Below are 23,485 nucleotides of genomic sequence, written 5' to 3' on the forward strand. Positions count from 1 at the left end.
TCATCCCATTCGAGACAAACCGTCCACGACGGCTGCCCGCTCGAGACCGGAGATAAACCTGACGGCGGAAGCGATTGTCAGTCGTGCCAACTCACCGCGGCGAACGGAGCGTTGCTCGTCAGTCGTCCGACGATGCCCGCGTGCGCGAAGCTCTTGGCAGTGGCCACCGCATCCTGCACCTCCGCGCCCTTGGCAAGCTCGGCGGTGATGGCAGCCGCGAACACACATCCAGCTCCCGAGACCCGCTCGTCGCCCACTTTGGGGGCGCGCAGCACTGTCAGTTCGGAACCGTCGTAGACGACATCGACGGCTTCGTCGCCGGGCAAGCCGGCACCACCCTTGACCACCACGTAGCGCGGCCCGAGTTCGGCAATGCGCTTGGCAGCCTCGCCCAGGTCATCGACGGTGGAGATGGCGTCCATTCCGGACAACGTCTGCGCCTCGAACAGGTTGGGCGTGATCACGGTGGCCAGCGGGAGAATGTCGCGCCGGAGAGCGTTGTCGGTGTCGAGTGCCGCGCCCGGCTCCTGGCCCTTGCAGATCAATACCGGATCGACCACCACATGCCGCCACGGCTGCAGACGCAACGAGGTCGCCACCGTCTCGACGGTACCGGGCGTACCGAGCATGCCGATCTTGACGACGTCGAGATCGTGTGCGGCCGTGGCCACTTCGATCTGATCGGCGATGACCGAGCTGTCGATGGGAACGAAACGGTGACTCCAGCCCGACTTCGGGTCGAACGACACGATGCACGTGATCGTTCCGACGCCGTACACCCCGAGTCGCTCGAATGTCTTGAGATCGGCCTGCAGACCAGCTCCGCCGGTGGCTTCCGAACCTGCGATGACATACGCGATTGTCGACATGCCCTCAGTATGACAACGCGGAATCGACCGTGAATCAGGTGGTCGCATCCGATTGGGTCCGGCAGTTTCGGGGCATACGACCACTTCGGGTCGTCTCCGACGACCACGCCGCGCAGTACATCGACTTCGAGCCCAGGAGCAGCGGCGCACGATCTGTGATCGTGCGATCACGCGACACGACGAGAGTTCGGAGGCCGAACCGTGCCCACCAGCAGGAACACGACAGCCAGTTGCGAGGACGTGTGGAACGTTCTCGCGAACGGATGGACGTACGCCACCTGGGTGGTCGGCGCATCCCGTATTCGCGCGGTCGACGACACCTGGCCCGCCCCGGGCTCCGCGATCCACCATTCGGTGGGCGCATGGCCCGCGGTCCTGAGCGACGTCACGCGTTCGGTGGGACTTCACGTCAACCGAGAGCTTCGACTGGAAGCGCGGGCGCTGCCGTTCGGCAAGGCCTCGATCACGGTGCGGCTGCACCCGATTGCCACCGGTTGTCGCATGGAGATCATCGAGCACGCGATCACCCCGCCGTTCGACCTGGTGCCGAACCGAGTGCAATATCTGTTGGCACATCCGCGCAACGCCGAAGCGCTCCGTCGGCTCGCTCTGCTGGCAGAGCGGTCCACAACTCCATGAGCAATACCCCACTGCGACAGGCAGTCTCGGGCAAAATGCTGTTCGTGTTCATACTCGGCGATGTGCTGGGTGCCGGAATCTACGCGCTGGTCGGCGAGATCGCAGGCGAGATCGGCGGAGCGATCTGGCTACCGATGCTCGTGGCGCTGCTGATGGCCCTGCTCACCGCGGCCTCGTACGCCGAGCTCGTCACCAAGTACCCGAGAGCAGGTGGCGCGGCCGTGTTCGCGCAACAGGCATACAAAAAACCCATCGTGTCGTTCCTCGTCGGGTTCTCGATGCTCGCCGCAGGCGTCACCAGCGCCGCAGGCTTGGCGCTCGCCTTCTCGGGCGACTACCTGGGCGTGTTCCTCGACGTGCCTGCTGTGCCGGCGGCGGTCGTCTTCCTACTACTGGTCGGGCTGCTCAACGCCCGCGGGATCACCGAATCGTTGCGGGCGAATCTCGCTATGACGATCGTCGAGGTATCGGGGCTGGTGCTGATCGTCGCCCTCGCCGGTCTCGTCCTGAGCCGGGGCGACGGCACCCCGTCCAGGGTCCTCGAATTCACCGACGAGACAACTCCGACGCTCGCAGTGCTCGGTGCGGCTCTGCTCGCGTTCTATTCGTTCGTAGGATTCGAGACGTCCGCGAACATCGCCGAGGAAGTCGAGGACGTACGCCGGGTCTATCCGCGTGCTCTGCTCGGTGCCGTCACCGTCGCCGGGGTGGTGTACGTGCTCGTAGGTCTTGCCGTCTCGACGGTCGTGCCTGCCGACACCCTGGCGCAATCGACCGGCCCACTGCTCGAGGTCGTCGCCGCTGCCGATGCCGGCATTCCGCCGTGGGTCTTCAGCCTCGTCGCGCTGTTAGCGGTAGCCAACGGTGCACTGCTGACCATGATCATGGCGTCGCGACTGACCTTCGGCATGGCTCGTGACGGTCTGCTTCCGGGCGCATTGGCCAAGGTTCTGCCTGGCCGCAGGACTCCGTGGGCGGCGATCGTCGCCACCACGGTTGTCGCGATGGTGTTGTGCAGCACCGGTTCCGTCGCCGCGCTGGCGGAGACGGTCGTGCTGCTTCTGCTGTTCGTCTTCGTCAGCACCAACATCGCGGTGCTCGTACTCCGTGGCGATCGGGCCGACTCCGACCATTTCCGTACGCCGACAGTGCTCCCCATCCTGGCGCTGATCACGTGCGCTGTGTTGCTGACTCAACAGTCCGCGGCAACGTGGCTCCGTGCCGGACTGCTCCTCGCCGTAGGAGTTGCGTTGTACGTCGCCGGTAACGTGCTGACCGGGAAGACCACCACCGACCAGAGGAGTGCCGTCCGATGACCACCACCGAGGTCGACGCGATCGTGATCGGCAGTGGCCACAACGGCTTGGTCGCGGCGGCCGCGATGGCAGACGCCGGCTGGGACGTCGTGGTCCTCGAGGCTGCCGAACATCCCGGCGGGGCTGTGCGCAGCGCGACGCTGGTTCCTGGATTCACCAGCGATCTCTTCAGCGCGTTCTACCCACTGGCTCTCGCCTCGCCTGCCATGACGGCACTCGAGTTGGAAAGCCACGGGCTGCAGTGGTCGCACTCCCCCGCGGCGTACGGGCACGCGCTGTCTCCGCAGGACACCGATGCACCGGTCGTTCACCACGACGTGGAGACCACTGCGGCAATGCTTTCCGAACACGACAAGCGCGACGGCCGCACCTGGCTGGAGCTCTTCGAGCAATGGCAACGCATTCGCGAGCCCTTCATGAATTCGCTGTTCGGCCCGTTTCCACCCGTCGTCCCCGCGGCTCGCCTCGCCCGCACGCTCGGGGTGCCCGAGACACTGCGTTTCGCTCGATTCGCAGCCCTCCCCGCCCGGGTGATGGCACACGAGCTCTTCCACAGCGAGGCTGCTCGCTGCCTCCTGCTGGGTAACGCGATGCACGGTGACGTCCCGACCGATGCTCCGGTGAGCGGCATGATGGGTTGGCTGCTCACGATGCTGGCCCAGGATGTCGGGTATCCCGCCCCGGTCGGTGGATCGTCGGCATTGACGAGCGCGTTGATTCGCCGTGGTGCCGCGTCGGGTGCGGTGCTCGAGTGCGGTCAAGCGGTCGAGCTCATCGATGTACGCGGCGGCCGCGCTCGTGCCGTGCACACCGCGGCCGGAGATACGTTCCGGGCACGCAGAGCGATCGTCGCCGACGTATCCGCACCGGCGCTGTACGGATCGCTGCTTCCGTTCGACGCCGTTCCGCGCCGCGTGCACGACGACTTGCGCACCTTCGAGTGGGACACCCCGGTGGTGAAGGTGAACTACGCTCTCGATCGCCGAATAGCGTGGAATTCGCCGTCTTTGGCCGATGCCGGCACCGTCCATCTCGGTGCGGACGACAACGGTCTCGTGCACTGGGCGGCAGATCTCACCACCGGTGTACTCCCCGAGAGCCCGTTCATACTGTTCGGCCAGATGACCACCGCCGATCGCAGCAGGTCGCCGGAGGGCACCGAAAGCGCCTGGGCCTACACGCATCTCCCGCGGGGCGTCGTCGACGATGCCTCGGCAGACACCGTGGCGGGCCGAGTCGACGACGTCCTCGATGCGCACGCACCGGGCTTTCTCGATTCGGTCGTGGGCCGAGTCGTGCAACGCCCGAGCGATCTGCACGGTGCGGATGCCAATCTGCACGGTGGTGCGGTGAACGGCGGCACCGCGCAATTGCAGCAGCAGTTGATATTTCGCCCGACGCCTGGCCTGGGCCGGTCGGAAACCCCGGTGGAAGGGCTGTTCCTGGGATCGGCATCGGCGCACCCGGGTGGCGGAGTGCACGGTGCAGCCGGCCTCAATGCTGCCCGGGCCGCGCTCGGTCAACGAGGTGCGCGCGGCTGGGTGAAGAAAAAGATCACCGGTTCCCTCATCGATGTGCTGACCAGGTAGCGCCGTTACCGAACCGTGACCTTGTGTTACCAGTTCGAGATTCAACGACTGAGCCTTCCGCAATGACGCACTGGCATCGTTGACTGCACAACAACTCAGCGTCTCGCAGCCGGCGGTCACCGACCGGAACGAGCGCTTCGGGGAAGAGGTAGGCAAATGTTGACGAGCACCGCAACCATGGAACGCTCCATTCGCGACGAAGAGGGCGTGTTCCGACTCGAGACGACAACTCGACCGAACGGCCACAACACACTGCGTGCCTTCGGAGAACTGGACATGTCCACTCGCGCCGAATTCGTGCACAGTCTCGACGTTCTGGCCTCCGTATCGACTCGGGTCTCGGTCGATCTGTCGGAGGTGTCGTTCATCTACTCCGGCGTCGCAAATGCAATCATCGACGCCACGTACGTGCATCCGGACAAGATCCGAGTACTGGCCCCCGCACGATCGGTGCGCATGGTGTTGGACGTGCTGGGCGCGGGCGAGCTGTTCGACGATTCCTCTCGGTCGTGAATCCGACTCGATAACAGGTAACGTCGAGCGCATGTCAGAGGAGCCGACCGGAGGACAGTTCGAGATCGTGGCGGCCGAGCACGAGGCCACCACCGTGCTGACCGTTCGAGGCGAACTCGATCTCGACACCATCCCGGAACTGTCGGCCACTGCCTTCCCTGCGGCCGACACGGCCAGGGGCGGACTCGTGGTCGATCTGACCGACGTGAGCTTTCTGTCGTCGAGCGCAATCACGGTGCTGGTGCGAGTATGCGACCGCATGCCGGACGCGTCGCGCATGGCGCTGGTGGCAGTCAACGGCGTCGTCACTCGGCCCGTTCAACTGAGTGGAATCGACCGGGTGATGGCCACGTTCACGACGGTGCCGGATGCGGTTGCTCACGTGCAGTCGGCGACCCTCGACGACGAGGCCGCCCGATGAACGGCCGACACCCGTCCGGACTGTGCTCATGAGCGGGGTCACTCCCACGCCGTCGACTCGGCGCTGGACGCACACCGCTCCCGCGGAGTCGACCGTAGCGACAGTTGTTCGACGACGGTTGCATAGTTGGGCTCTCGAACTGGGGGTGAGCGACTCCTTGGTCGACGACATCGTGCTCGGGGTCTACGAGGCACTCGCCAACGTCGTCGAGCACGCGTACCGCTCGGCACCGGAGCCCGGAACGATGACCATCACCGCCGCGTACGAACACGAGACACTGACCGTCACGGTCTCCGACACCGGAACGTGGCGGCCACCGACACCGACGACCAACCGCAGCCACGGTCTGCAACTCGCTGCTGCGGTGGCCGACGATCTCGTCGTCGACCACCGGCCGGGGTTCGGCACCATCGTGACTGCAACGTGGATGAACCCGGTCTCCGCCGGCCGTTCGAGATCTGCCAGCCGCTCGTCATGACCGAAGGGAGTGCCCATGTCTGCCACCGCCGCTGAACTGCTCGACACGGCACCGTGCGGTGTGTTCTCGGTCGACGTCGCCACCGCACGGATCCTGTACGCCAATGCGGCCGCCGCCCGGATCACTGCACGCAGTCGTGATGCTCTCGTAGGAACAGCGGTCACCGATCTGTTCACGATCGAGTTCGAGCCGGTACTGACGGCGCTGATGGACGTTGCGTCGGGTTCACCGGACGACTCTCCGATCGGGGCCTCCGCGAAGTTGACCATCTCCGCCGAACGCAATTCCGCAATTGCCGTGTCGATACTCGCCAACAGTGTCCGCACGTCCGCGGGGGCCATGACGGTGACGATGACGCTGCACAACGAGACCGAGCGTCACGTGCGCGAAAAGGATCTGATCGACGCCCGCGACAATGCCGAGGCCGCGCAGGACACCGCCGAGGCCGCACTGGACAGATCACAGGACGCACTCGGTGCCTCGGAACAAGCACGCAAGCAGGCAGAGGCGGAGAAAACGCAGGTGCAGATTCTTGCGTCGACCCTGCAACGCACCCTGCTGCCCCCGATCCTGTCCGCTCCGACGGGCATGAACGTCGCGGCCCACTATCACCCTGCATCGATCGACGAGGTCGGTGGCGACTTCTACGACGTGTTCCCACTCGACAAGGACACATGGGGCTTCTTCCTCGGTGACGTCAGTGGCAAGGGCGCGGGAGCCGCCGCCGTCACCTCGCTGACCCGATACACCCTGCGCGCCGCCGCAGTGTTCGACCGCAATCCGATCTCCGTGCTGGAAAACCTCAACACCGTTCTGCACCACGAGTTTCACGGCGACGACCCGCGATTCTGCACGGTGGTGTTCGGCACCATCTCACCGGGACCCGATGGCGCAGAGGTTCACCTCGCCAGCGGCGGGCATCCACCTGCGCTGCGCGTCACTCGCGACGCGGTCGTGGACTTCGTCGACACCACCGGTGGCCAGTTGGTCGGAGCATTGGCCGAGCCGTATTTCGCGTCTGCATCGGTGACGCTGCGACCCGGTGACGTCATGGCCTTCTACACCGACGGGTTGACCGAGGCGATCGTCGGACCCGGGCGGACGCGCTTCGACGACGACGGTGGCCTCGAATCCTTCGCTGCCGGAAAGGGTCCGACGACGGCACCGAAGATCGTCGACGACCTCACGTCGCTCTTGGCCTCCTTCGGGGACGGCCTGCAGGACGACGTCGCACTGCTCGCCTTCGAGGTCCCTCTTCCCGACTGAAGCTCGGCCGAGGCGTGATCATCGCACCAGGCCTCGATCACCGAGACAGTATTCCGGACAGGAACACCCTCAGAACGACGTCGGCGACCTCCTCCGGGGGCTCGGCAGACCGCGTCACAGATCTGATCACCACGTTGTTGGCGAGTATCGTGGCCAATTCGAGTGCAGACGCATCGGTGGCGAAATCACCTCGGCGCTGCCCGCTTTCGATGACCGGAACGAGCGCTGACGGCACCGGAAGATGTTCCCTGATGGTGGTGACGGTACCCGGCTCGTGAAACTGCTCGAAACTCAGCGCCAGCAACATTCCCGAGCTCATCGCCCGATTATTCGCCACGAACTCCGCCAGCCGATTCACCGTACGGGTAAGGGCGACAACCGGTTCCACTTCGAGACGAGCATCTGCGCGACCCAGTCGGAGGACCCGCTCGAACTCGGGTGTCAGCGCGGCAACGATGATGTCGACTTTGCTGGGAAACAATCGCTTGAGATCGGTGACGCTCAGCGAGGAAGCCGACGCGATGTCGGCAAGAGTGACCGAGAAATAGCCGTGTTCCGAGAACAGTGCCTCGGTGGCCGCGATGACATCGGATTCGATATCGACCCTGGAAGGATCGAGGGGTTCGAGTGATGGCGGAGCATCGACCTGCTGCGCGGCGCCCTGCCATCGATCCGAGTGCACCGGGTCCACTGCCCAGTCCAACAACGAGTCGACGACCTCGGACACCCGTGCCGCTGACATCGTTCCCGGGCTGAGCGTCTCCCGGAAGGCAAGCCCGTCGAGCAGAGCGACGAAGACCGTGCACAGGTCGGTCACCGTCAGAGGCCTTTTGACCGAACCGCCGCGAGCACGAAGTCGGTTCCGAATTGCGCTCTCGGCGGCGCGATCCATGGCATCGAATTCCGGAGCCAGCGACGATCGGGCACCGGCATGATCGGAGGCGATCATGCCGCCGATCATCCTTCTCCGCATCAAGCCCGAGATCAGGTGCTCGAAATAGACCGCGAGTTCGACGGAAGGCTGCGCGCCGGGTTCATCGGGCGGTGAGTACTGCAACGACACATGCGTGAGTAGATCCTCCACGAACGCTTCCTTACCGCCGCGCTCCTCGGCGCGTGAGGAGCCGGGATACACGTTGTGGAAGGTCTGATGCGACAGTCCCGCCTCGTCCACGATCGCGGCAATGGACAACGATTTGGCCAGCACCGACATATCGAGGTCGGCCAACAAACGCAGCCCCGCCCCGAGCAGTTGTTCACGTGGTGTGGATTTCGTGCTCAACGACAGCCGCCTACGAATGTGTGACCTTGTGGACATCGAACCATAGCAACCTCATTGGCCCGGCCGAGTGTTTTACAGCCTTATCAAAACTGCTCGATAACCCGCTACAAAACTGCGCTCGCACTCGAACTCGGTGGTGTTGTTTCATGTTTTCCGCCGTGGTCGGATGATCGAAAGACCCAACACGGACAGCGGGGGCGAATGTGATGCGAACGATGGATTCGGGTGTTATCACCACACCGATCCAGCCCATAGCCGTTCCGACGGCTCAGCCCTCGCAGCGCTTTGCACCCCGCCGCAGCGCATCGACCATGAGGTCTCGGACCGTCTCGACCCCCAGCACCGACAGATCCCGGTCACATGGCGAGACGTCCGACTTCGCCGATCCGGGCCTCACTGCGCGCGAGATCGCAGTCCTGGGTGCGTGGTTGCGCTGCGACTCCAAGCAGGAAGTGTGTGCGGTTCTGCACATTGCGCTCGGCACAGTCAACACCCACCTGACTCGAATTCGCGCGAAATATTCCACCGTCGGGCGAGCGGCACCCACCAAAGCGTCGCTCGTGGCCCGCGCACTGCAGGACGGCTTGGTCACCCTCGACGATCTCTGACCGATAGCCGTTCACCGCGGCGCGGTCCGATGCTAGATTCCCGGATGCACGATGTATTCATGCCGATGGTGGGGGCCATGACAATTCTGGGGGAATTCGCGCGGCGTTCGTTCGTGCGTGGTGCCGTGTGCACGTCGCTGGTGGTGTCGATTTCGGCCGTGGTACCTGCCGCAGTGTCTGCGGAGCCTGTGCCAGGCCGCACCGAACGCGAGATCTCGTCGTCCTCACCCGTCACCGGGGTCGTCGCGTCGGTGGTCGTTCTCGATGCCCCGCTTCCCGTGGGTTCTGAACCGCACCCGGCGGAGTGCGATCGGCTCTCCTATCTGCGATACCGAGCCGCGGACGGTCCCGAGAATTCAGCGGACGCCGACCGAGTGCTCGTGGCACAGCCTGGGGTGTTCGAAGGTGCGGGTGCCTTCGAGTCCGTCGCACGCAACACTGTCGCCGCAGCAGCTGCCGAGGGCAGACACATCGAATTCTGGGCCCTGGACCGTCGCTCGAACTGCCTGGAGGATCACACCGGAAGCCAGGCGGCACTCGCCGCGAACGACCTCGACATCGCCACGGACTACTACTTCGCCGGGGGAACCGCCGACGGCCGCACTTTCGCCGGATACGCCGACGGCGCAGGCACCGCGTGGTTGAAGGACCAGGGCCTGGTGCAGACGATGCGCGACCAGTACGACGTGCTGCGTCTCGAACTCCCCGACCAGAACATCCGCAAGCAGAAGGTGCTGTGCGGTGGCCATTCCCTCGGTGGATTCCTGACCGGTTACTTCGCGAACTGGGATTTCGACGGCAACCCGGCAACCACCGCTGATGCCGGATACAACCAGTGCTCCGGGTACTTCGCACTCGACACCGTGATCAAGGCCGGTCCTCCGAACCCCATCCGCAACCTCGACATTCCAGAACTCCCGCCGGCGCTCGCCGAGCCGATCGAGGCCGCGTCGGGCACCTTGACCGACGTGTATCCGGTGACGCGACTGCCCGCCGTCATCAATCCGGAAACGACGAATCTGCTTGCGATAGCGGGACTTGCCGCTCGATTGGACCCGACGGGAGTCAACGACGTCGTCGACCGACTACCGCGCGGCCTCAACTTCGATGCGACTCTACGGACCTTGCTGTCCAAGGACACCTTGATGGCCACGACCGGGCTGCCCGACATCAGAACGCTGTACGCCACAAACGAAGCCGTCGTCGGCGCGTTGCTCGACGACAATTCTCAGCCACTCGGATTTCTGCAGACCAGCGTCGGCTTCATCGGCAACGGACCCGTTCAGGACAAATACTTCCCGATGCCGAACGACGTGATCGCGACCATTCCGTTTTTGGGTCAGGTGTTCGGCAGCGACCGCAAGGCAGCACCGACGAGCTACGGAGATCCGTCCGTCGTCTACACGTGGCAGGACTACGACGAGATGACCCCGAACTCGTACACCGATCCCCTCGCAGGAAGTCACCTCCATCTCGCAGATCGCGCGGAGCCTGAGCGAACCACCACTCGACTTCACCGAGTGGTACTTCCCGACGGCCATCACCACCGATCTGGGGCAACCGACCGCGCCGTCGATTGCCGCCCACTACCTCTACCGCGACGGCGTGAGCCGCAACCCCGTGCTGACCTTGCAGGGCGACGGTGGTCTGGATCTGGGTGCGTCCGACAGCCCGAACGACATTCCGATCACGCTGCCCGGCTACAACCACCTCGATGTTCTGACGGCGGCGCAGAAGCAGAACGATGGTCTCCCGGAACAGGTTTCGACTCGACTGGCCGAATTCAGCCGATGACCGACAAACCTGCATTGATGTTGCTGCACGGCGTCACCATGTCGGGAGCAGCGTGGGACGACGTCGTGCCGCTTCTCACCGATAGGTTCGACGTCATCGTTCCCACCGCGGCCGGTCACCTCGGAGGTCCGGTGCTCGGCACCGAAGCGACGATTGCGGCCGTCACCGACGCTGCCGAACGCCAACTCGACGAGCGTGGGCTGGGTGCAGTACACGTCGCCGGAAACTCGATGGGCGGATGGATGGCCGTCGAACTGGCGAGGCGGGGGCGCGCACGATCGGTCTGCGCTTTCTCACCTGCAGGACTGTGGGCGAAGGACGACAAGCCCGGGGCCAGCCGAGTCACCTTGATCCGCACCAAAAAGTTGGCCGACGCCACTCGGCGTCTTGCCCCGCCGCTGATGACGTTCGGCCTCGTTCGCCGAATTGCCATGCGTGACATCGCGGTACACGGATACCGAATGACGACGCAGCAGGCCCGTCGATCGTTCCAGGATCTCGTAGGGTGCGACGCGGCGTACGAGTTGCTTAACACCCGCGAGAGCATGGATCCACTCGTCGATCCACCTTGCCCGGTCACCGTCGCGTGGGCCGCTCACGATCGAATCTTCCCCCCGGCGGAATTCGTTCCCGTTGCCCAGCAGCGGCTCCCTCATGCCCGGTTCGTCACCTTGCCCGGCGTCGGCCATGTTCCGATGATCGACGACCCGGCTCTGTGTGCCCGAACCATCATCGAGTCGATCGGAGACTCCGCTGGCTGACGCGAGAGCTCATCACGCTTGCGCTGCGAGCGCACGTCCGGCCTGACGGCCCCCGAAGATGCACCCACCCAGGAACGTTCCTTCCAGTGAGCGGTATCCGTGCACTCCACCACCGCCGAATCCGGCGATCTCACCGGCCGCCCACAGTCCCTCGATCGCCTGTCCGTCGCCGTCGAGGACGCGCCCCTGCAGGTCGGTTTGAATGCCGCCCAGGGTCTTTCGCGTGATGATATTCAGGCGCACGGCAATCAACGGACCCGACTTGGGGTCGAGGATCTTGTGGGGTGACGCGGTACGCGCGATCCGCTCTCCGCGCGAACGACGCGAGTTGTGGATAGCGGAGATCTGTAGATCCTTGGTGAAGGGGTTGTCGACCTCGCGGTCGCGGGCCTCGATCTGCCGCCGCAGATCGGCGAGGTCGATCAGGTCCTCACCGGCAATCTTGTTCATTCCCTGGACGAGGTCGCCGAGGGAGTCGGCAACGACGAAATCCTCGCCGTTCTTCTTGAACGCCTCTACCGGTTCGCTGGCACCGGGCAACACCCGACTGAGAACGAGCTTGAGGTTCTTGCCGGTGATGTCCGGATTCTGTTCCGATCCCGAGAGCGCGAACTCCTTTTCGATGATCTTCTGGGTGAGGACGAACCAGGAGTACTCGAATCCGCTGTCCTGGATGGCTTTCAACGTTCCGAGGGTGTCGAATCCCGGGAAGTTCGGAACCGGGAAGCGTCGGCCACGCGCGTCGAACCACATGGACGACGGGCCGGGAATGATCCTGATTCCGTGGTTCTTCCAGATCGGGTTCCAATTCTTGATGCCCTCGGTGTAGTGCCACATGCGGTCCTTGTTGACCAGACGGCCCCCGACTTTCTCGGTGATGCCGAGCATCCGGCCGTCGACATGTTCGGGAACTCCCGAGATCAGCGACTTCGGAGCTGATCCCAACCGGGCCGGCCAGTTCTCCCGCACCAGGTCGTGATTGGCTCCGATGCCGCCCGCCGTGACGAGCACCGCTCCGGCACGCAGCTCGAACTCGCCCACCTCCGCCCGGGTACTACCCGAACCACGCTCTGCGGCACTGGGTTCGAGAACTGCGCCACGGACTCCCTCGACTGTGCCGGCACTGACGATGAACTCGTCCACACGGTGTCGAAAACCGAAGCGCACCAATCCCTTGTCGGCCGCCTCGCGCACGCGCCGCTCGAACGGTGCGACAACGCCGGGGCCGGTCCCCCAGGTGAGGTGGAAGCGCGGCACAGAGTTGCCGTGGCCCTCGGCGAGGTATCCACCGCGTTCGGCCCATCCGACGATGGGAACCCAGCGCATGCCCTGTGCATGCAGCCACGAGCGCTTCTCCCCCGCTGCGAAGTCGAGGTACGCGCGCGCCCACTGGTGACCCCAGTAGTCCTCGCCTGCGGGATCGTCGATGCCGCGGTCGAATGTCGCGGTGCCGAGCCAGTCTTGCCACGCCAGTTCTGCAGAGTCCTTGATACCCATGCGTCGCTGCTCCGGCGTATCGACCATGAACAGACCGCCGAGCGACCAGAACGCCTGACCGCCCAGGTTCTGTTCGGGCTCCTGGTCGAGGAGGAGGACGCGTTTTCCGGCGTCGGCCAATTCGGCGGTTGCCACCAGACCTGCCAGGCCGGCACCCACCACGATCACGTCTGCGTCCATTGGCCCCACTCTTCTGCTCGACTCGGCTGTCTCCCTCGACTGTGCTGTCGTGAGCACCGTAACTCAAGGAAATCTGCACCAATGATGATTCGGTCTATCAGCAACTGACAAACTGTGACAGGATGCCGCGATGTACACAGCCCGAGCCGCGGTGGTCGCCGAGATCGAAGGGGAACTGGTCGCCGTCGTGGCGTCGGCTGTGCAGGCCGTTCGCGACGCAATCCCGGTATACCGCAACCTGCACGGGCCTCAACTGGCCGACGTGGAGGCAATCGCGTATTGGTCGTTGCGACGCCTGATGACGTTGTGGGCGGGCGGCGATTCGACCATCGACGAGCGAGATCACAGTAGGTTCCGCGCAATCGGTGCCGCACGCGCCGCCGACGGGCGGCCGTTGGCCGACGTGCTCCGAGCGTACCGAGTCGCGTCGAGCGTGTTCGTTCGGCACGTGACCACCGAGTATCTCGATGCACTCGAACCGCCGGACATCGCCGAGCTCAGCCTCGGCGTGCTCGACGCCATCGATGCGATATCAGAGGAGATCATCGGCGCGTATATCGTTGCGCGCGAACAGCTCACGTCCAATCGCGCACAGGCGCATGCGCTCTTGCTCGACGACCTCGTGGCAGGCAGGCAGAATTCGCCCGGTGCGCTGGCCGATCGCGTCCGCGAACTGGACCTCGAGCTGCCTACTCACCCGAATGTGCTGGTGGTGGAGCCGATGGACGCAGGCAGGTCACTGACCGACGACACCGTCGAATCTCTCGTTCTCGCACTGGGACTCACCCCACCCGACCGCACGGCACAGTCTACTCGACGAAGCCATCTGTGCACTCGGCGTGATCAGCGCGCAATCCTGTTGTTGCCCAATGCCATCGAGCGCACCGAGGTCGAGGCCGCCTGTAACGAGATGATGCTGCGCGGGTGCCTGGTAGTGCGATCGACCATTGTCGGTGTAGGAGGTGCGTGGAGACTTGCTTCGGAGGCGCTGGACACTGCACCGGACCACGCGTTCGACGACCGTGCCGTGCTCGACAGTGGCGACGGCCAGTTGCTGGCACTGTTGACCGCACGGACCACTGCGGACACGAGCGAGGTGGTGCGCACCGTTCTCGGCTCGCTCACCGAGTCGGCGAACAAGCATATCCTCGAAGGGCTTTCGGCCTTCATCGCCACCGGTACCGCCACGGCCGCCGCGGCACAGTTGCATGTGCATCCGCAGACTCTGCGCTACCGACTGCGCCGAGCCCAGGAACTGACCGGCCGAGATCCGCGATCTGCATGGCATCGACTCGCGTTGGACACTGCGATTCAACTGCGGCAACTCGGTTGATCCGGCTCGGCGGCCATCGCTGCGGCGCACGAATGTCCGACGATCCAAGCGGTGGCATGCTGGAGACACCGACAACGAGACCGTCGAACAATGGGCACCCATGCATGAATCTTTTCGCGGTCTCGTCCACCTGAATGGGACAGTGATCGAGCGATTCAGTTGATGTTCCACGACTCGACAGCATCGAGACGCTTGCCGTCGGAATCGTACGTGTAGAAGCCCTCACCGTCCCCGAGGCCCGTCTTTCCCGCGTCGATACCCTTCTGCAGAAGATCGGCGAACTTGACCTGATCCTCGCCGCCGTGTGCGCGGGCGATGTGTGCTGCGACGTTGAAGCCGACCGTGTCGTATATCTGGAACGGACCGGCGGGCGCCCCGGTGGCTATGCGCCACACGTTGTCGATGTCCGCCGGATTGGCAACCCCGCCGACGTAGAGGTTGGCTCCTGCTTGCAGCAGCGGAATCAAAAGACTGTTCAACACGTATCCCGGAACTTCCTTTCGGACCGGAACGGGAACGAGACCGATCTCCGAAGCGAAGCTCAATGCGGTATCGAAATAAACGGGATCTGTTGCAGCAGTTGCCATCACCTCACCTGTGTTGTACCGCCACACGAGATTGGCGAAGTGCAGTGCAAGAAACTTTTCCGGCCGCCCGGTAGCCTCCGCAAAACTGCTGGGCAGTAGCGACGACGAGTTGGTCACGAAGATGGTTTTCGGCGGGGCGGACGCGCCGATATCCGACCAGACACTTTTCTTCAGCTCGAGATCCTCCGGAACTGCTTCGATCACCAGGTCGGCGTCCGAAACGGCTTCCGCGACGCTGGTGGTGGTCGTGATGGATTCGATGGCCTCGTCGAAGCGCGCCTCGTCGAAGGTCTTCAGGTCACGCTTGTAGTATCCGCGCATCCATTCCCAGCGATCCGGCAGTTTGGCCAGCAATTCGTCGGAAATGTCGTATCCCACAACGGTTTTTCCGTGGTACGCAGCCTGCATCATGATCTGTGAACCGAGCACTCCAGTTCCGAATACGGTCACTTTCTCAACATCGGTCATGGACGACACACTTCCCATTCATCGAGTCACCGGTTTTCCCGCTCTTCCAGTTCTACCGTTGACCATGGAACCACCGTCTCGGGGGTCCCACAGCGGCTCGATTCGCTGAACGACTGGTCGAGTTTCCCCGAGGAGCTGTCACGCAGCGGTGTCACCGATACTGTCGGTTGTATCTGCATCCGGTGGCGCTTCGCCGCTGTCCGTGCTGGGTTTTCGATACCACCGGGGAACCGATGCAGTGAACAGACAGACACCGCACCGACGACGAAAGCCAAACACCGTGGCCTTGTGGTCCGACCGCCTACTCCCCCGACTGATCGACGTCGTGCTCGACGGGTCCTACGTGCACCGCTTGCGGACCCGCGCCCTCTCCGGGCTCAGCGGCGACGTCGTGGAGATCGGGTTCGGCTCCGGCACCAACGTTCCGGTGTACCCGAGTGCGGTGACGTCCGTCGCCGCCGTCGAGCCGTCTCTCGGTGCGCGGCATCTGGCAGCCGACCGCATTGCTGCGTCATCGATTCCGATCCATTTCGTGGGACTCGACGGACAGTCGCTTCCGCTGCCCGACAACAGCTGCGACGCCGCGGTCAGCACGTTCACGCTGTGTACTGTGCCAGACCCCGCTCGTGCACTGCGTGAGATCGGACGCGTGCTTCGTCCTGGCGGCAAGTTGTTCTTCCTCGAGCACGGTCTGTCCCCGGACCCACGCGTTGCCGCGTGGCAGCGTCGCCTCGACGGCATCGAGCAACGCGTCGCCGGCGGATGCCACCTCGTTCGTAATGTCCCCGAATTGGTGACGGACGCCGGCTTCACGATGGAGGAATTGGACACCGACCGGCTACCCGGGCCCCGACTGCTGCGCCCGTGGGGACATCTGTCGCTCGGGGTCGCCGCCGCCGACCGGTAAGTCGTTGCGAGTGTGGTTTCTGCTCCATCGGATCGTCGGCTGACGCATACTCGATCGATGGCTGTAGATCCCCGTGGAAGAGACCTCAAGCGCTATCTGGAAGAAGACCCCGGTGGTCCTGTGGTGATGCTCAACCTGCTGCGGTTCGCCGACGATGGCCGCGATTCATACGCAGAATATGCGAAAGCACTGGACGAGACGTTCCTTCCGCGCTACGGCGCGACGGTGCTGTATGCGGGCGACGGTTCGACGGCGTTGGTAGCCGACGACGGTCAGGCCTGGGATGCGGTCCTGCTGGTGCAGTACCCCTCGCGCACGGCATTCAGCGAGATGGTGGCCGATCCGGAATATCAGACGGTGACGGCACTGCGGACCGGCGCGTTGACGGAGGCGGTTCTACAGGCCACCGTTCCCTGGGCATGAATCTCGGTCCACCGGCCGGACGTTCGCTTGCTCAATCTGTCGTGAGCAACCGCTTACGGAACAGATCGAGTACCTGATCCAGCGCCTGCCGTGTCGGCTCCCCCGGCTCGTCGATCAGTCCTTCGGTGACGACGGAATGCGGCGGTCCGAATGCTTCCGGGTTGAAGGCGGAGTCGGGCAATTCCACCGAGACGAATGCGTCGCCGAGTTGCTCACGCAGCCACTGGAATCGCGCGGGCGGACACATCTTGTCGCCTTCGAAACGCATCCCCAGGACCGTGAGCTCGCCTGCCGCACAACGACTTTTCACCTTGTCCAGGTCGCCCTGGGTGATGTCGATCGATCGACTGCGGGACTTCGATGCCGCGAACGGAAGTGACGGCTGCGAGAGCACCGGTGCGATCAGTCGATCGTCCGCCGCCATGGCGAGAGCGAACCCGCCGGTGAAGCACATTCCGATGGCACCGACGCCTGGTCCGCCGCAGCGCTCGTGCTCCTGCGCTGCCAGGGCGCGCAGCCACACCACGACCCGTGACGATTTCCCGGTGGCCAGGATGGTGAACTCGCGACTGATGCACGCCGGCACCATGGCGCGGGACATGGTGGCAACGGTGCCGAGCGCTCCCAGTGGCGCAGCCAGCGGATCCTTGCCGTCGACTCCGAACAGGTGCGGAACGACGGCCGTACAACCGATTCCGGCGACGGTTCTCGCGAAGTCCGCGACCCTCGGAGTGATGCCCGGCATTTCCGACATCACGATCACAGCCGGTCCGGTTCCGATGCGATACACGGGCGCTGTCCGCCCGTCCGCGGTGAACTCGGTTCGCTCGAAGTCGGCCAGCGTGTCATCGGTCATGGGAGTGCGTCCTTCTGCCGGAGGTCCACCGCGCCGAGCCGACGCATACCGTCAAAGCTAGACCATCGGATGGACTACGGCGAGAACACCGCAGTACCGCCCCTCACCGCGCACAAGAGAGTACAGCGACCCGAACGAGACGCCGGTGATGCGGATGATCACGAAGCGGCCGAGTCCGCGATGATCGTCACGCCCAGTACGACGAACAGCGTTGCGCCGGCCGCCACTCCGGCCAGACTCGCAGCCGGCGCACCTGCCCGACGACCGATCACACTTGCCGCGACGTCGAGGACATCGATCGCGATGCCGGCCTCCACGGCTGCTTTGCGAACGTCCGCGGATGGGTGGTGCAGCGCCATTCCCAGCGCGAGATCGCGGACTCCGAACAGGCGCGTCGCCACCCCCGCACTTCCGACTTGATGCATGGGTCCGAGGCCGAAGGCACGCCACGAATGTGCGGGACTCGCCCACGAGATCAGTCCGGCGGTCGATCGCAGAACCGACAGTGCGAGCAAGGGAGTCGAACGTGTACGCATGACGTCTCCTTCGAGTTGTAGTGGTCACTACAAGAGAAGGTACCTGTAGTGACCACTACGATCAAGGTGTGGTCAAGAAACATTCACGCGAAGAGATACTGTCCGTGGCACTCGAGGCCGCCCTGGAAGACGGCCTGAGCCGCTTGACCTTCGGCAGACTCGCATCGCGTTTGAAGATCAGTGATCGCATGGTCGTCTACTACTTCCCGACGAAGGACGAGCTCGTCACGTCCGTTCTGTCGGTAGTCGGAGATCGACTGCAACACGTGTTGGCCGCCGCGTTCTCGATGCCGATGAACGACCACCGCTCACTCGTCGCGACGGCGTGGCCGGTGGTGGCACAGCCCGAGTGCGATCCGCTGTTCGGGCTCTACTTCGAGGCCATCGGACAAGCAACAGCAGGAATCGAGCCTTACAAATCCGTGGCCTCGCACTTGGTGGAGGGCTGGATCGAATGGCTCGGAGGCTTCGTCGTCGGGGACCAGGACTACCGACGCAGAGAGGCTGCCGCTGCTGTGGCTGTGCTCGACGGCCTTCTGCTCATGCGTCTGCTGGGAGGCAGTGACCTCGCCGACACGGCATCGACGTCACTGCTCGATCACCGATAGATCCGCTGGGGCAGAGCGGGTTCAGGACACCACAGGTTCTGCGATCGGCGTCTGGAAGGACCACAGATGCCCCTCCGGATCACGAACGCCGTACTCCCTGACGCCGTAGGGCATATCGGCGGGCGCGTAGTCGATCGCTGCCCCGGTTGCGGCCACTCGAGCGTGATGGCCGTCGACGTCGTCGATCAGGACCGCGAGCGAGGCGGTGACCATGCCGTTGGTCAGGGGCGAAACCATTCGATGTTCAGGAGCCTCGCGGTGCAACCAGACAACACCGTCACCGGCGTGAACCTCTCCGTGGACTGCTCGGTCACCGTCGTATTCGATCGGTCCCGGAGCCAGTCCCAGCACGTCTACGAGGTAGGAGTGGGCCGCTGCGATGTCGCGGTAGACCAACAACGTGGTCCGACCGGTCACCGCCGGCTCTTCGGTCGACAGGCACGAGAGTAGATCCAACAGCGCGTCGTCGCCGAGAAGAGCACCGTGCAGTAGTCGGTCCTCGACCGCACGAACCCGTTCGCGCACCCGAGCAAGCTCCGCCAGCCGACGGTCCAGGTCGGCCAGATGTTGCCGAGTCAGGTGCTGGAAATCCGCCGCGTCCGGATCGACATCGGCAAGCGGAGTGCCCAATTCGCGGAGCAGCCGAATTCGGTACAACCGATCGAGATCTCCCCCGTCGTACCGACGCCTGCCCCCTCCGTCTCGGTCCGGAGCCAGCAGACCCAACTCTTCGTAGTAGCGCAATGTGCGCTCGGTGAGGCCGGTTCGACGGGCAACGTCACCGATGCCCAACGTGGTGGAATCGCTGCTGTTCATACTGGCAACGGTAGAACCTCACGCCACGTCAGGAGCAAGCTCCGCCGATCCGGATCACACGTCCTCGAGTCGAATCCCCTTGGTTTCCTTCATGAAGAAGCAGGCGACACCGGTCAAGGCGGCCAGGAACATGATGTACACGCCGAACACCCAGCCCAGATCGAGGCCGAGGAAGAGTTGGTTGAGATAGGGCGCTGTTCCACCGAACACCGCTACCGAGAACGAGTACGCGAATCCGATTGCCTGCGTGCGGAGTCGGGTGGGGAAACTCTCCGACAACGTCGACGACAGAATCGAAGCCGGGACGGCGATGACGAGCAGGGCAACTGTCGACGGGAGCAGCAACGTCCACCACTGCGTCGAGATCATCATCGTCAGCGGGATCTGCAGAACGAACATCAACACGGCGAAGGCAGCCAGCATCGGCCGGCGACCGATCGAGTCCGAGAGACGACCGAAGAACGGCAGCGACACCAACGCAATCAGCTGCGCGATGACGAGCATCCAGTACGCGGTATCGGGATTCATCCCGCGCTGCGTGATGGCGAATGTCGACACGTACGAGGTCCAGGTGTAATGCGCCGCTGTGATTCCCGACGTCATGCCGATCATCAACACGATTGCCTTCACAACCGTCTTTCGTGCGATCGGTGCCTGTTTCACCTTGTTCTGCTCCGAATCGAAGACGTCGCTCTCGTCCATGTTCTTGCGCAGGTACAACGCGAACAGTGCCAGAACTGCACCGAGCAGGAACGGGATACGCCAACCCCATTGACCGACAGCCGATTCGGACAGTGTCGAGGTGATGACGCCACCGACGGTGTATGCCAGTGCCGAGCCGCCGAAGATTGCAACGAATGCGACGCTTCCCCACATCCCACGTCGGTTCGGTGGCGCGATCTCGCCGACGTACGAGTAGGCCGTCGCCGACTCGCCGCCGTGGGCGAAACCTTGCATGACGCGTGCGAGCAGCAGCAGCACCGACGCCCAGGCCCCGATCGCACCGTAGGTGGGCATGATGCCGATCAGCAGGCTTCCGGCGGCCATCATCAACATGGTGGTGACGAGGACGAACTTGCGCCCCTTCTTGTCTGCGATCCGTCCGAACACGATGCCGCCGAGCGGCCGCATCAGGAATCCGACGGCGAACACCGCCAACGTGGACAGCAACGCGGAAACCGGATCGGTCTGGCTGAACATCGCTGCCGCGATGAACGGTGCGAACACCGCGTAGGCGCTCCACTCGTACCACTCGAGTACGTTGCCGATCGTGCTGGCGAACAACGACTTCTTCCGCGAGGAGATGTCCGGTGTCGAGCGCGTGTCGCGGGGTGATCCGACGGTCATGAGGTGCCACTTTCGCTCGAGTGAGTCAGTGCTGAAACAGGTTTGAGTGCTGCGCGACGAATTTTCCCGGTCTGTGTCTTGGGCAGCTCGTCGATGATGTGTATTTCTTTCGGCCGCTTGTAGGCAGCGAGCCGATCGCGCGCGAAGGCCATCAGCTCGTCGGTGGTCACGGCCGAACCACTGCGGACCGACACGTACGCGACCACCGACTCCCCTTGATAGGTGTCGGGACGACCGACCACGGCGGCTTCGAATACCGTCGGGTGTTCGTAGAGGGCGTCCTCGACCTCTCGGGGCCAGACCTTGTATCCGGAGACGTTGATCTGGTCCTTCAGCCGGTCGACGAGATAGACCCATCCCTGTTCGTCGATGACCGCTACGTCCCCGGTGTGCAGGCGACCTTCGGGCATCGTCGACGCCGACGCCTCGGGGTTCTTCCAGTATCCTGAGACCACCTGTGGCCCGGACACTTCCAACTCGCCGGCAACTCCCGGCTCGGTGGGTCGCCCGGTGGGGTCGAGTGTGCGCAGCCGCACGCGAGGAAGCGGCAGTCCGACGGACAGTGATCCGCTCGACGTGTCCACGGGTGCCCGGAGTCCGGGCGGCACCGCGATCACACCGGCGGTGGTCTCGGTCATTCCGTACGCATTGTGGATGTAGCACCCGAACTTCGCCTCGAACGCGGAGACGGTGGCCGGAGGAATGGGCGCGCCGCCCGAGTACAGCGCCTTCACCGAGGCAAAATGCGCGCGGTCAGCGCCCGGGCTCTCGGAGATCGCGTTGAACACGGTGATGGACCCGATGGTGTACGTGACCCGATGCTCGACGAAAGCGTCCAACGTGACGCCCGCATGGAAGCGGTGAGCGAACACGAGCACGCAGTCTCGCACCATAGCCACAGCGGCATCGAGCATGGCCCCGGTGATGTGGAACAGCGGCGCGACGGCGAACACGACGTCCCCGTCCTCCGTACCCGCACGCTCACCGAAGTCCGAGGCCGTCGCGAACGCGTTGGCGTGCGAGATCCGAGCCCCCTTGGGCGGCCCCGTGGTTCCGGAGGTGTAGGCCAACAGCGCCAGATCGTCCGGCTGCGGTGTGAATTCGTCCATCACGCGACCTCGGTAGGCCTCGACGAGACCGAGCAGGTCGTTCTCGGGCGCCGGCGTGATGCGCGTCGTCGCGGTGAACACACGCGGATCGTCGCGAGTCTGCAGATCCAGTCCGCTGGTGCTCACGAAGAACCGAATCGTACTGCCCTGCAACGAGGTTTCGAGCGCCTCGAGATCCGACTCGTCGCACACGAGGGCGACGGGCTCCGCGTCGTCGAGCAGGTGCCGTAGTTCTCTGTTGCGGTACATCGGATTCAGGATCAGAGCCACAGCGCCGATCTTCCACAGCGCCAAGAACGTCAGGGCGTAGTGGGGAACGTTCTGCAGATAGATTCCGACGCGGTCGCCACGAGTGACTCCGCGGTCCGCGAACGCGGCGGCGAGAGCGTCCGAGGCCTCGTCGACCTCGCGGGCAGAGAGAACGGCGTCGAAGTACGCCAACGCGGGCCGATCGGGCGACCGGCGCACCCGGGCGCGCCAGGCATCGAGGATGGTGAGGGGCATCGAGGACTCTTTCGATCGAACGTTGACCTGACCGAGATCGACCGACCGAGCACTCGCTCGGTCAACTCTTCGAGTGTTACGGATCACAGAGGAAGTGTCAACCGAGTGCTTCCGGGACCACACCCGTCGCCCGGCCATCTACGGTAAGCGCATGACCGTGACCGGCACCTGGCGAACGTACGAGGGCTCGAACCTCTCCCCTGCCTTGGCGTCGGCGTTGAACAAGTTTGTCGAGCAGGGCTATCACGGAACGTCGGTACGGCAGATCGCGGCCGGAGCCGGCCTGTCCGTTCCCGGTCTCTACCACCACTTTCCGTCGAAGCAGGCTCTGCTGGTCGGCATCATGGACGCGTCGATGGACGAGCTGTTGGAACGAACCCGATCGGCAGAGGCCGGTGCCGGCTCGTCGCCGAGTGACCGTTTCGATGCCGTCGTCGAAGCCCTGCTGCTGTTCCACATCCATCGACGTGATGTCGCCTTCGTGTGTTCGACGGAAATTCGCAGTCTCGATCCTACGAATCGTGCCGCCTACATCGCCAAGCGCGACGAAGAGCAGCGACTGCTCGACGCGATCGTCGCCGACGGGGTCGAGTCCGGCGTCTTCGACACCCCACACCCGGCGGACGCCAGCCGAGCCGTCACGACGATGTGCGTCGGCGTCGCCACGTGGTATCGCCCGGACGGGCCGTTGTCTCCGAGCGAGCTGGTGGCGGTCTACCTCGACATTGCCCGTCGTACGGTCGGTGCTGCGACCGGCGGGCAGGCGTAGCTGCCCCGG

23 protein-coding genes are annotated in these 23,485 nt (G+C 64.1%); 14 read left to right on the plus strand and 9 right to left on the minus strand.

The features are described from left to right. Positions 1–77: 77 nt before the first annotated feature. The gene (gene thiD, locus AABD04_RS17055; RefSeq protein WP_243596362.1) at positions 78–869 is read right to left on the minus strand and encodes a bifunctional hydroxymethylpyrimidine kinase/phosphomethylpyrimidine kinase; all 792 of its coding nucleotides are present in this window, start codon (positions 867–869) and stop codon (positions 78–80) included. Positions 870–1,070: 201 nt separating this feature from the next. Here thiD and AABD04_RS17060 point away from each other — a divergent pair, with 201 nt between their 5' ends. The 7 genes from AABD04_RS17060 to AABD04_RS17090 all read left to right on the plus strand — a co-directional run bounded on the left by AABD04_RS17060 (position 1,071) and on the right by AABD04_RS17090 (position 7,091). Next, positions 1,071–1,508: an SRPBCC family protein gene (locus AABD04_RS17060; protein ID WP_341441901.1), complete on the plus strand. Its 438-nt coding sequence runs from the start codon at positions 1,071–1,073 to the stop codon at positions 1,506–1,508. Further along, the gene (locus AABD04_RS17065; protein WP_341441902.1) at positions 1,505–2,824 is read left to right on the plus strand and encodes an APC family permease; all 1,320 of its coding nucleotides are present in this window, start codon (positions 1,505–1,507) and stop codon (positions 2,822–2,824) included. Before AABD04_RS17060 ends, AABD04_RS17065 begins: the two co-directional genes overlap by 4 nt. Continuing rightward, positions 2,821–4,413: a phytoene desaturase family protein gene (locus AABD04_RS17070; RefSeq protein WP_341441903.1), complete on the plus strand. Its 1,593-nt coding sequence runs from the start codon at positions 2,821–2,823 to the stop codon at positions 4,411–4,413. The genes AABD04_RS17065 and AABD04_RS17070 overlap by 4 nt, the downstream gene beginning before the upstream one ends. A 156-nt stretch (positions 4,414–4,569) precedes the next feature. After that, on the plus strand, positions 4,570–4,926 hold the full coding sequence (locus AABD04_RS17075) for an STAS domain-containing protein (RefSeq protein ID WP_341441904.1): 357 nt from the start codon (positions 4,570–4,572) through the stop codon (positions 4,924–4,926). Between the two features lie 31 nt (positions 4,927–4,957). Next, positions 4,958–5,347 carry an STAS domain-containing protein gene (locus tag AABD04_RS17080; protein ID WP_341441905.1) on the plus strand — a complete coding sequence of 130 codons (390 nt, stop codon included), beginning with the start codon at positions 4,958–4,960 and terminating at the stop codon, positions 5,345–5,347. Positions 5,348–5,375: 28 nt separating this feature from the next. Continuing rightward, positions 5,376–5,825: an ATP-binding protein gene (locus tag AABD04_RS17085; RefSeq protein WP_341441906.1), complete on the plus strand. Its 450-nt coding sequence runs from the start codon at positions 5,376–5,378 to the stop codon at positions 5,823–5,825. A gap of 15 nt (positions 5,826–5,840) precedes the next feature. After that, a complete protein-coding gene (locus tag AABD04_RS17090) occupies positions 5,841–7,091 on the plus strand; it encodes a PP2C family protein-serine/threonine phosphatase (RefSeq protein WP_341441907.1) in 1,251 nt (416 codons plus the stop codon). A gap of 37 nt (positions 7,092–7,128) precedes the next feature. Here the strand turns inward: AABD04_RS17090 and AABD04_RS17095 are convergent, their stop codons facing one another. Continuing rightward, the gene (locus AABD04_RS17095) at positions 7,129–8,373 is read right to left on the minus strand and encodes a TetR family transcriptional regulator (RefSeq protein ID WP_341441908.1); all 1,245 of its coding nucleotides are present in this window, start codon (positions 8,371–8,373) and stop codon (positions 7,129–7,131) included. Between the two features lie 215 nt (positions 8,374–8,588). Between AABD04_RS17095 and AABD04_RS17100 the strand changes: the two genes are divergently transcribed. Together AABD04_RS17100 and AABD04_RS17105 are read left to right on the plus strand one after the other, a co-directional pair. After that, positions 8,589–8,981, plus strand: coding sequence for a LuxR C-terminal-related transcriptional regulator (locus tag AABD04_RS17100; protein WP_341441909.1), 393 nt, complete (start codon positions 8,589–8,591; stop codon positions 8,979–8,981). A gap of 77 nt (positions 8,982–9,058) precedes the next feature. After that, entirely contained in the window at positions 9,059–11,536 is a 2,478-nt protein-coding gene (locus tag AABD04_RS17105; protein WP_341441910.1) for an alpha/beta fold hydrolase, read from the plus strand. A 12-nt stretch (positions 11,537–11,548) separates the two neighbouring features. Here AABD04_RS17105 and AABD04_RS17110 read toward each other — a convergent pair whose 3' ends face one another. Further along, entirely contained in the window at positions 11,549–13,213 is a 1,665-nt protein-coding gene (locus AABD04_RS17110) for an FAD-binding dehydrogenase (RefSeq protein ID WP_341441911.1), read from the minus strand. A gap of 130 nt (positions 13,214–13,343) precedes the next feature. On the opposite strand from AABD04_RS17110, the gene AABD04_RS17115 reads away from it, so the two are divergent. Beyond that, entirely contained in the window at positions 13,344–14,546 is a 1,203-nt protein-coding gene (locus tag AABD04_RS17115; protein WP_341441912.1) for a PucR family transcriptional regulator, read from the plus strand. 155 nt (positions 14,547–14,701) lie between these two features. Here AABD04_RS17115 and AABD04_RS17120 read toward each other — a convergent pair whose 3' ends face one another. Continuing rightward, positions 14,702–15,601, minus strand: coding sequence for a 3-hydroxyacyl-CoA dehydrogenase (locus AABD04_RS17120; RefSeq protein WP_243608337.1), 900 nt, complete (start codon positions 15,599–15,601; stop codon positions 14,702–14,704). A gap of 280 nt (positions 15,602–15,881) precedes the next feature. Here AABD04_RS17120 and AABD04_RS17125 point away from each other — a divergent pair, with 280 nt between their 5' ends. Further along, positions 15,882–16,508, plus strand: coding sequence for a class I SAM-dependent methyltransferase (locus AABD04_RS17125; protein WP_243608338.1), 627 nt, complete (start codon positions 15,882–15,884; stop codon positions 16,506–16,508). A 57-nt stretch (positions 16,509–16,565) separates the two neighbouring features. Then, complete coding sequence (locus AABD04_RS17130; RefSeq protein ID WP_243608339.1) at positions 16,566–16,931, plus strand: DUF1330 domain-containing protein; 366 nt, start codon at positions 16,566–16,568, stop codon at positions 16,929–16,931. A gap of 31 nt (positions 16,932–16,962) precedes the next feature. On the opposite strand, the gene AABD04_RS17135 is transcribed toward AABD04_RS17130, so the two are convergent. Together AABD04_RS17135 and AABD04_RS17140 are read right to left on the minus strand one after the other, a co-directional pair. Further along, the gene (locus AABD04_RS17135; RefSeq protein ID WP_243608340.1) at positions 16,963–17,787 is read right to left on the minus strand and encodes a dienelactone hydrolase family protein; all 825 of its coding nucleotides are present in this window, start codon (positions 17,785–17,787) and stop codon (positions 16,963–16,965) included. Positions 17,788–17,945: 158 nt separating this feature from the next. Further along, positions 17,946–18,323 carry a hypothetical protein gene (locus AABD04_RS17140; protein ID WP_094739627.1) on the minus strand — a complete coding sequence of 126 codons (378 nt, stop codon included), beginning with the start codon at positions 18,321–18,323 and terminating at the stop codon, positions 17,946–17,948. Between the two features lie 68 nt (positions 18,324–18,391). On the opposite strand from AABD04_RS17140, the gene AABD04_RS17145 reads away from it, so the two are divergent. Then, on the plus strand, positions 18,392–18,931 hold the full coding sequence (locus AABD04_RS17145; protein WP_243608341.1) for a TetR/AcrR family transcriptional regulator: 540 nt from the start codon (positions 18,392–18,394) through the stop codon (positions 18,929–18,931). A 21-nt stretch (positions 18,932–18,952) separates the two neighbouring features. Here AABD04_RS17145 and AABD04_RS17150 read toward each other — a convergent pair whose 3' ends face one another. From AABD04_RS17150 to AABD04_RS17160, 3 genes are read right to left on the minus strand one after another with little or no spacing between them, the layout of a single operon-like run. Beyond that, the gene (locus AABD04_RS17150) at positions 18,953–19,747 is read right to left on the minus strand and encodes a MerR family transcriptional regulator (RefSeq protein ID WP_341441913.1); all 795 of its coding nucleotides are present in this window, start codon (positions 19,745–19,747) and stop codon (positions 18,953–18,955) included. A gap of 54 nt (positions 19,748–19,801) precedes the next feature. Further along, positions 19,802–21,094, minus strand: coding sequence for an MFS transporter (locus AABD04_RS17155; RefSeq protein WP_243596344.1), 1,293 nt, complete (start codon positions 21,092–21,094; stop codon positions 19,802–19,804). Next, positions 21,091–22,707, minus strand: a complete 1,617-nt coding sequence (locus AABD04_RS17160; RefSeq protein ID WP_341441914.1) for a class I adenylate-forming enzyme family protein — start codon at positions 22,705–22,707, stop codon at positions 21,091–21,093. Before AABD04_RS17160 ends, AABD04_RS17155 begins: the two co-directional genes overlap by 4 nt. Positions 22,708–22,858: 151 nt before the next feature. Here AABD04_RS17160 and AABD04_RS17165 point away from each other — a divergent pair, with 151 nt between their 5' ends. After that, positions 22,859–23,476: a TetR/AcrR family transcriptional regulator gene (locus AABD04_RS17165; protein ID WP_341441915.1), complete on the plus strand. Its 618-nt coding sequence runs from the start codon at positions 22,859–22,861 to the stop codon at positions 23,474–23,476. Positions 23,477–23,485 lie beyond the last annotated feature (9 nt).

Origin of the sequence: Rhodococcoides navarretei, assembly GCF_038069675.1 — a bacterium.
Classification (GTDB): domain Bacteria; phylum Actinomycetota; class Actinomycetes; order Mycobacteriales; family Mycobacteriaceae; genus Rhodococcoides; species Rhodococcoides navarretei.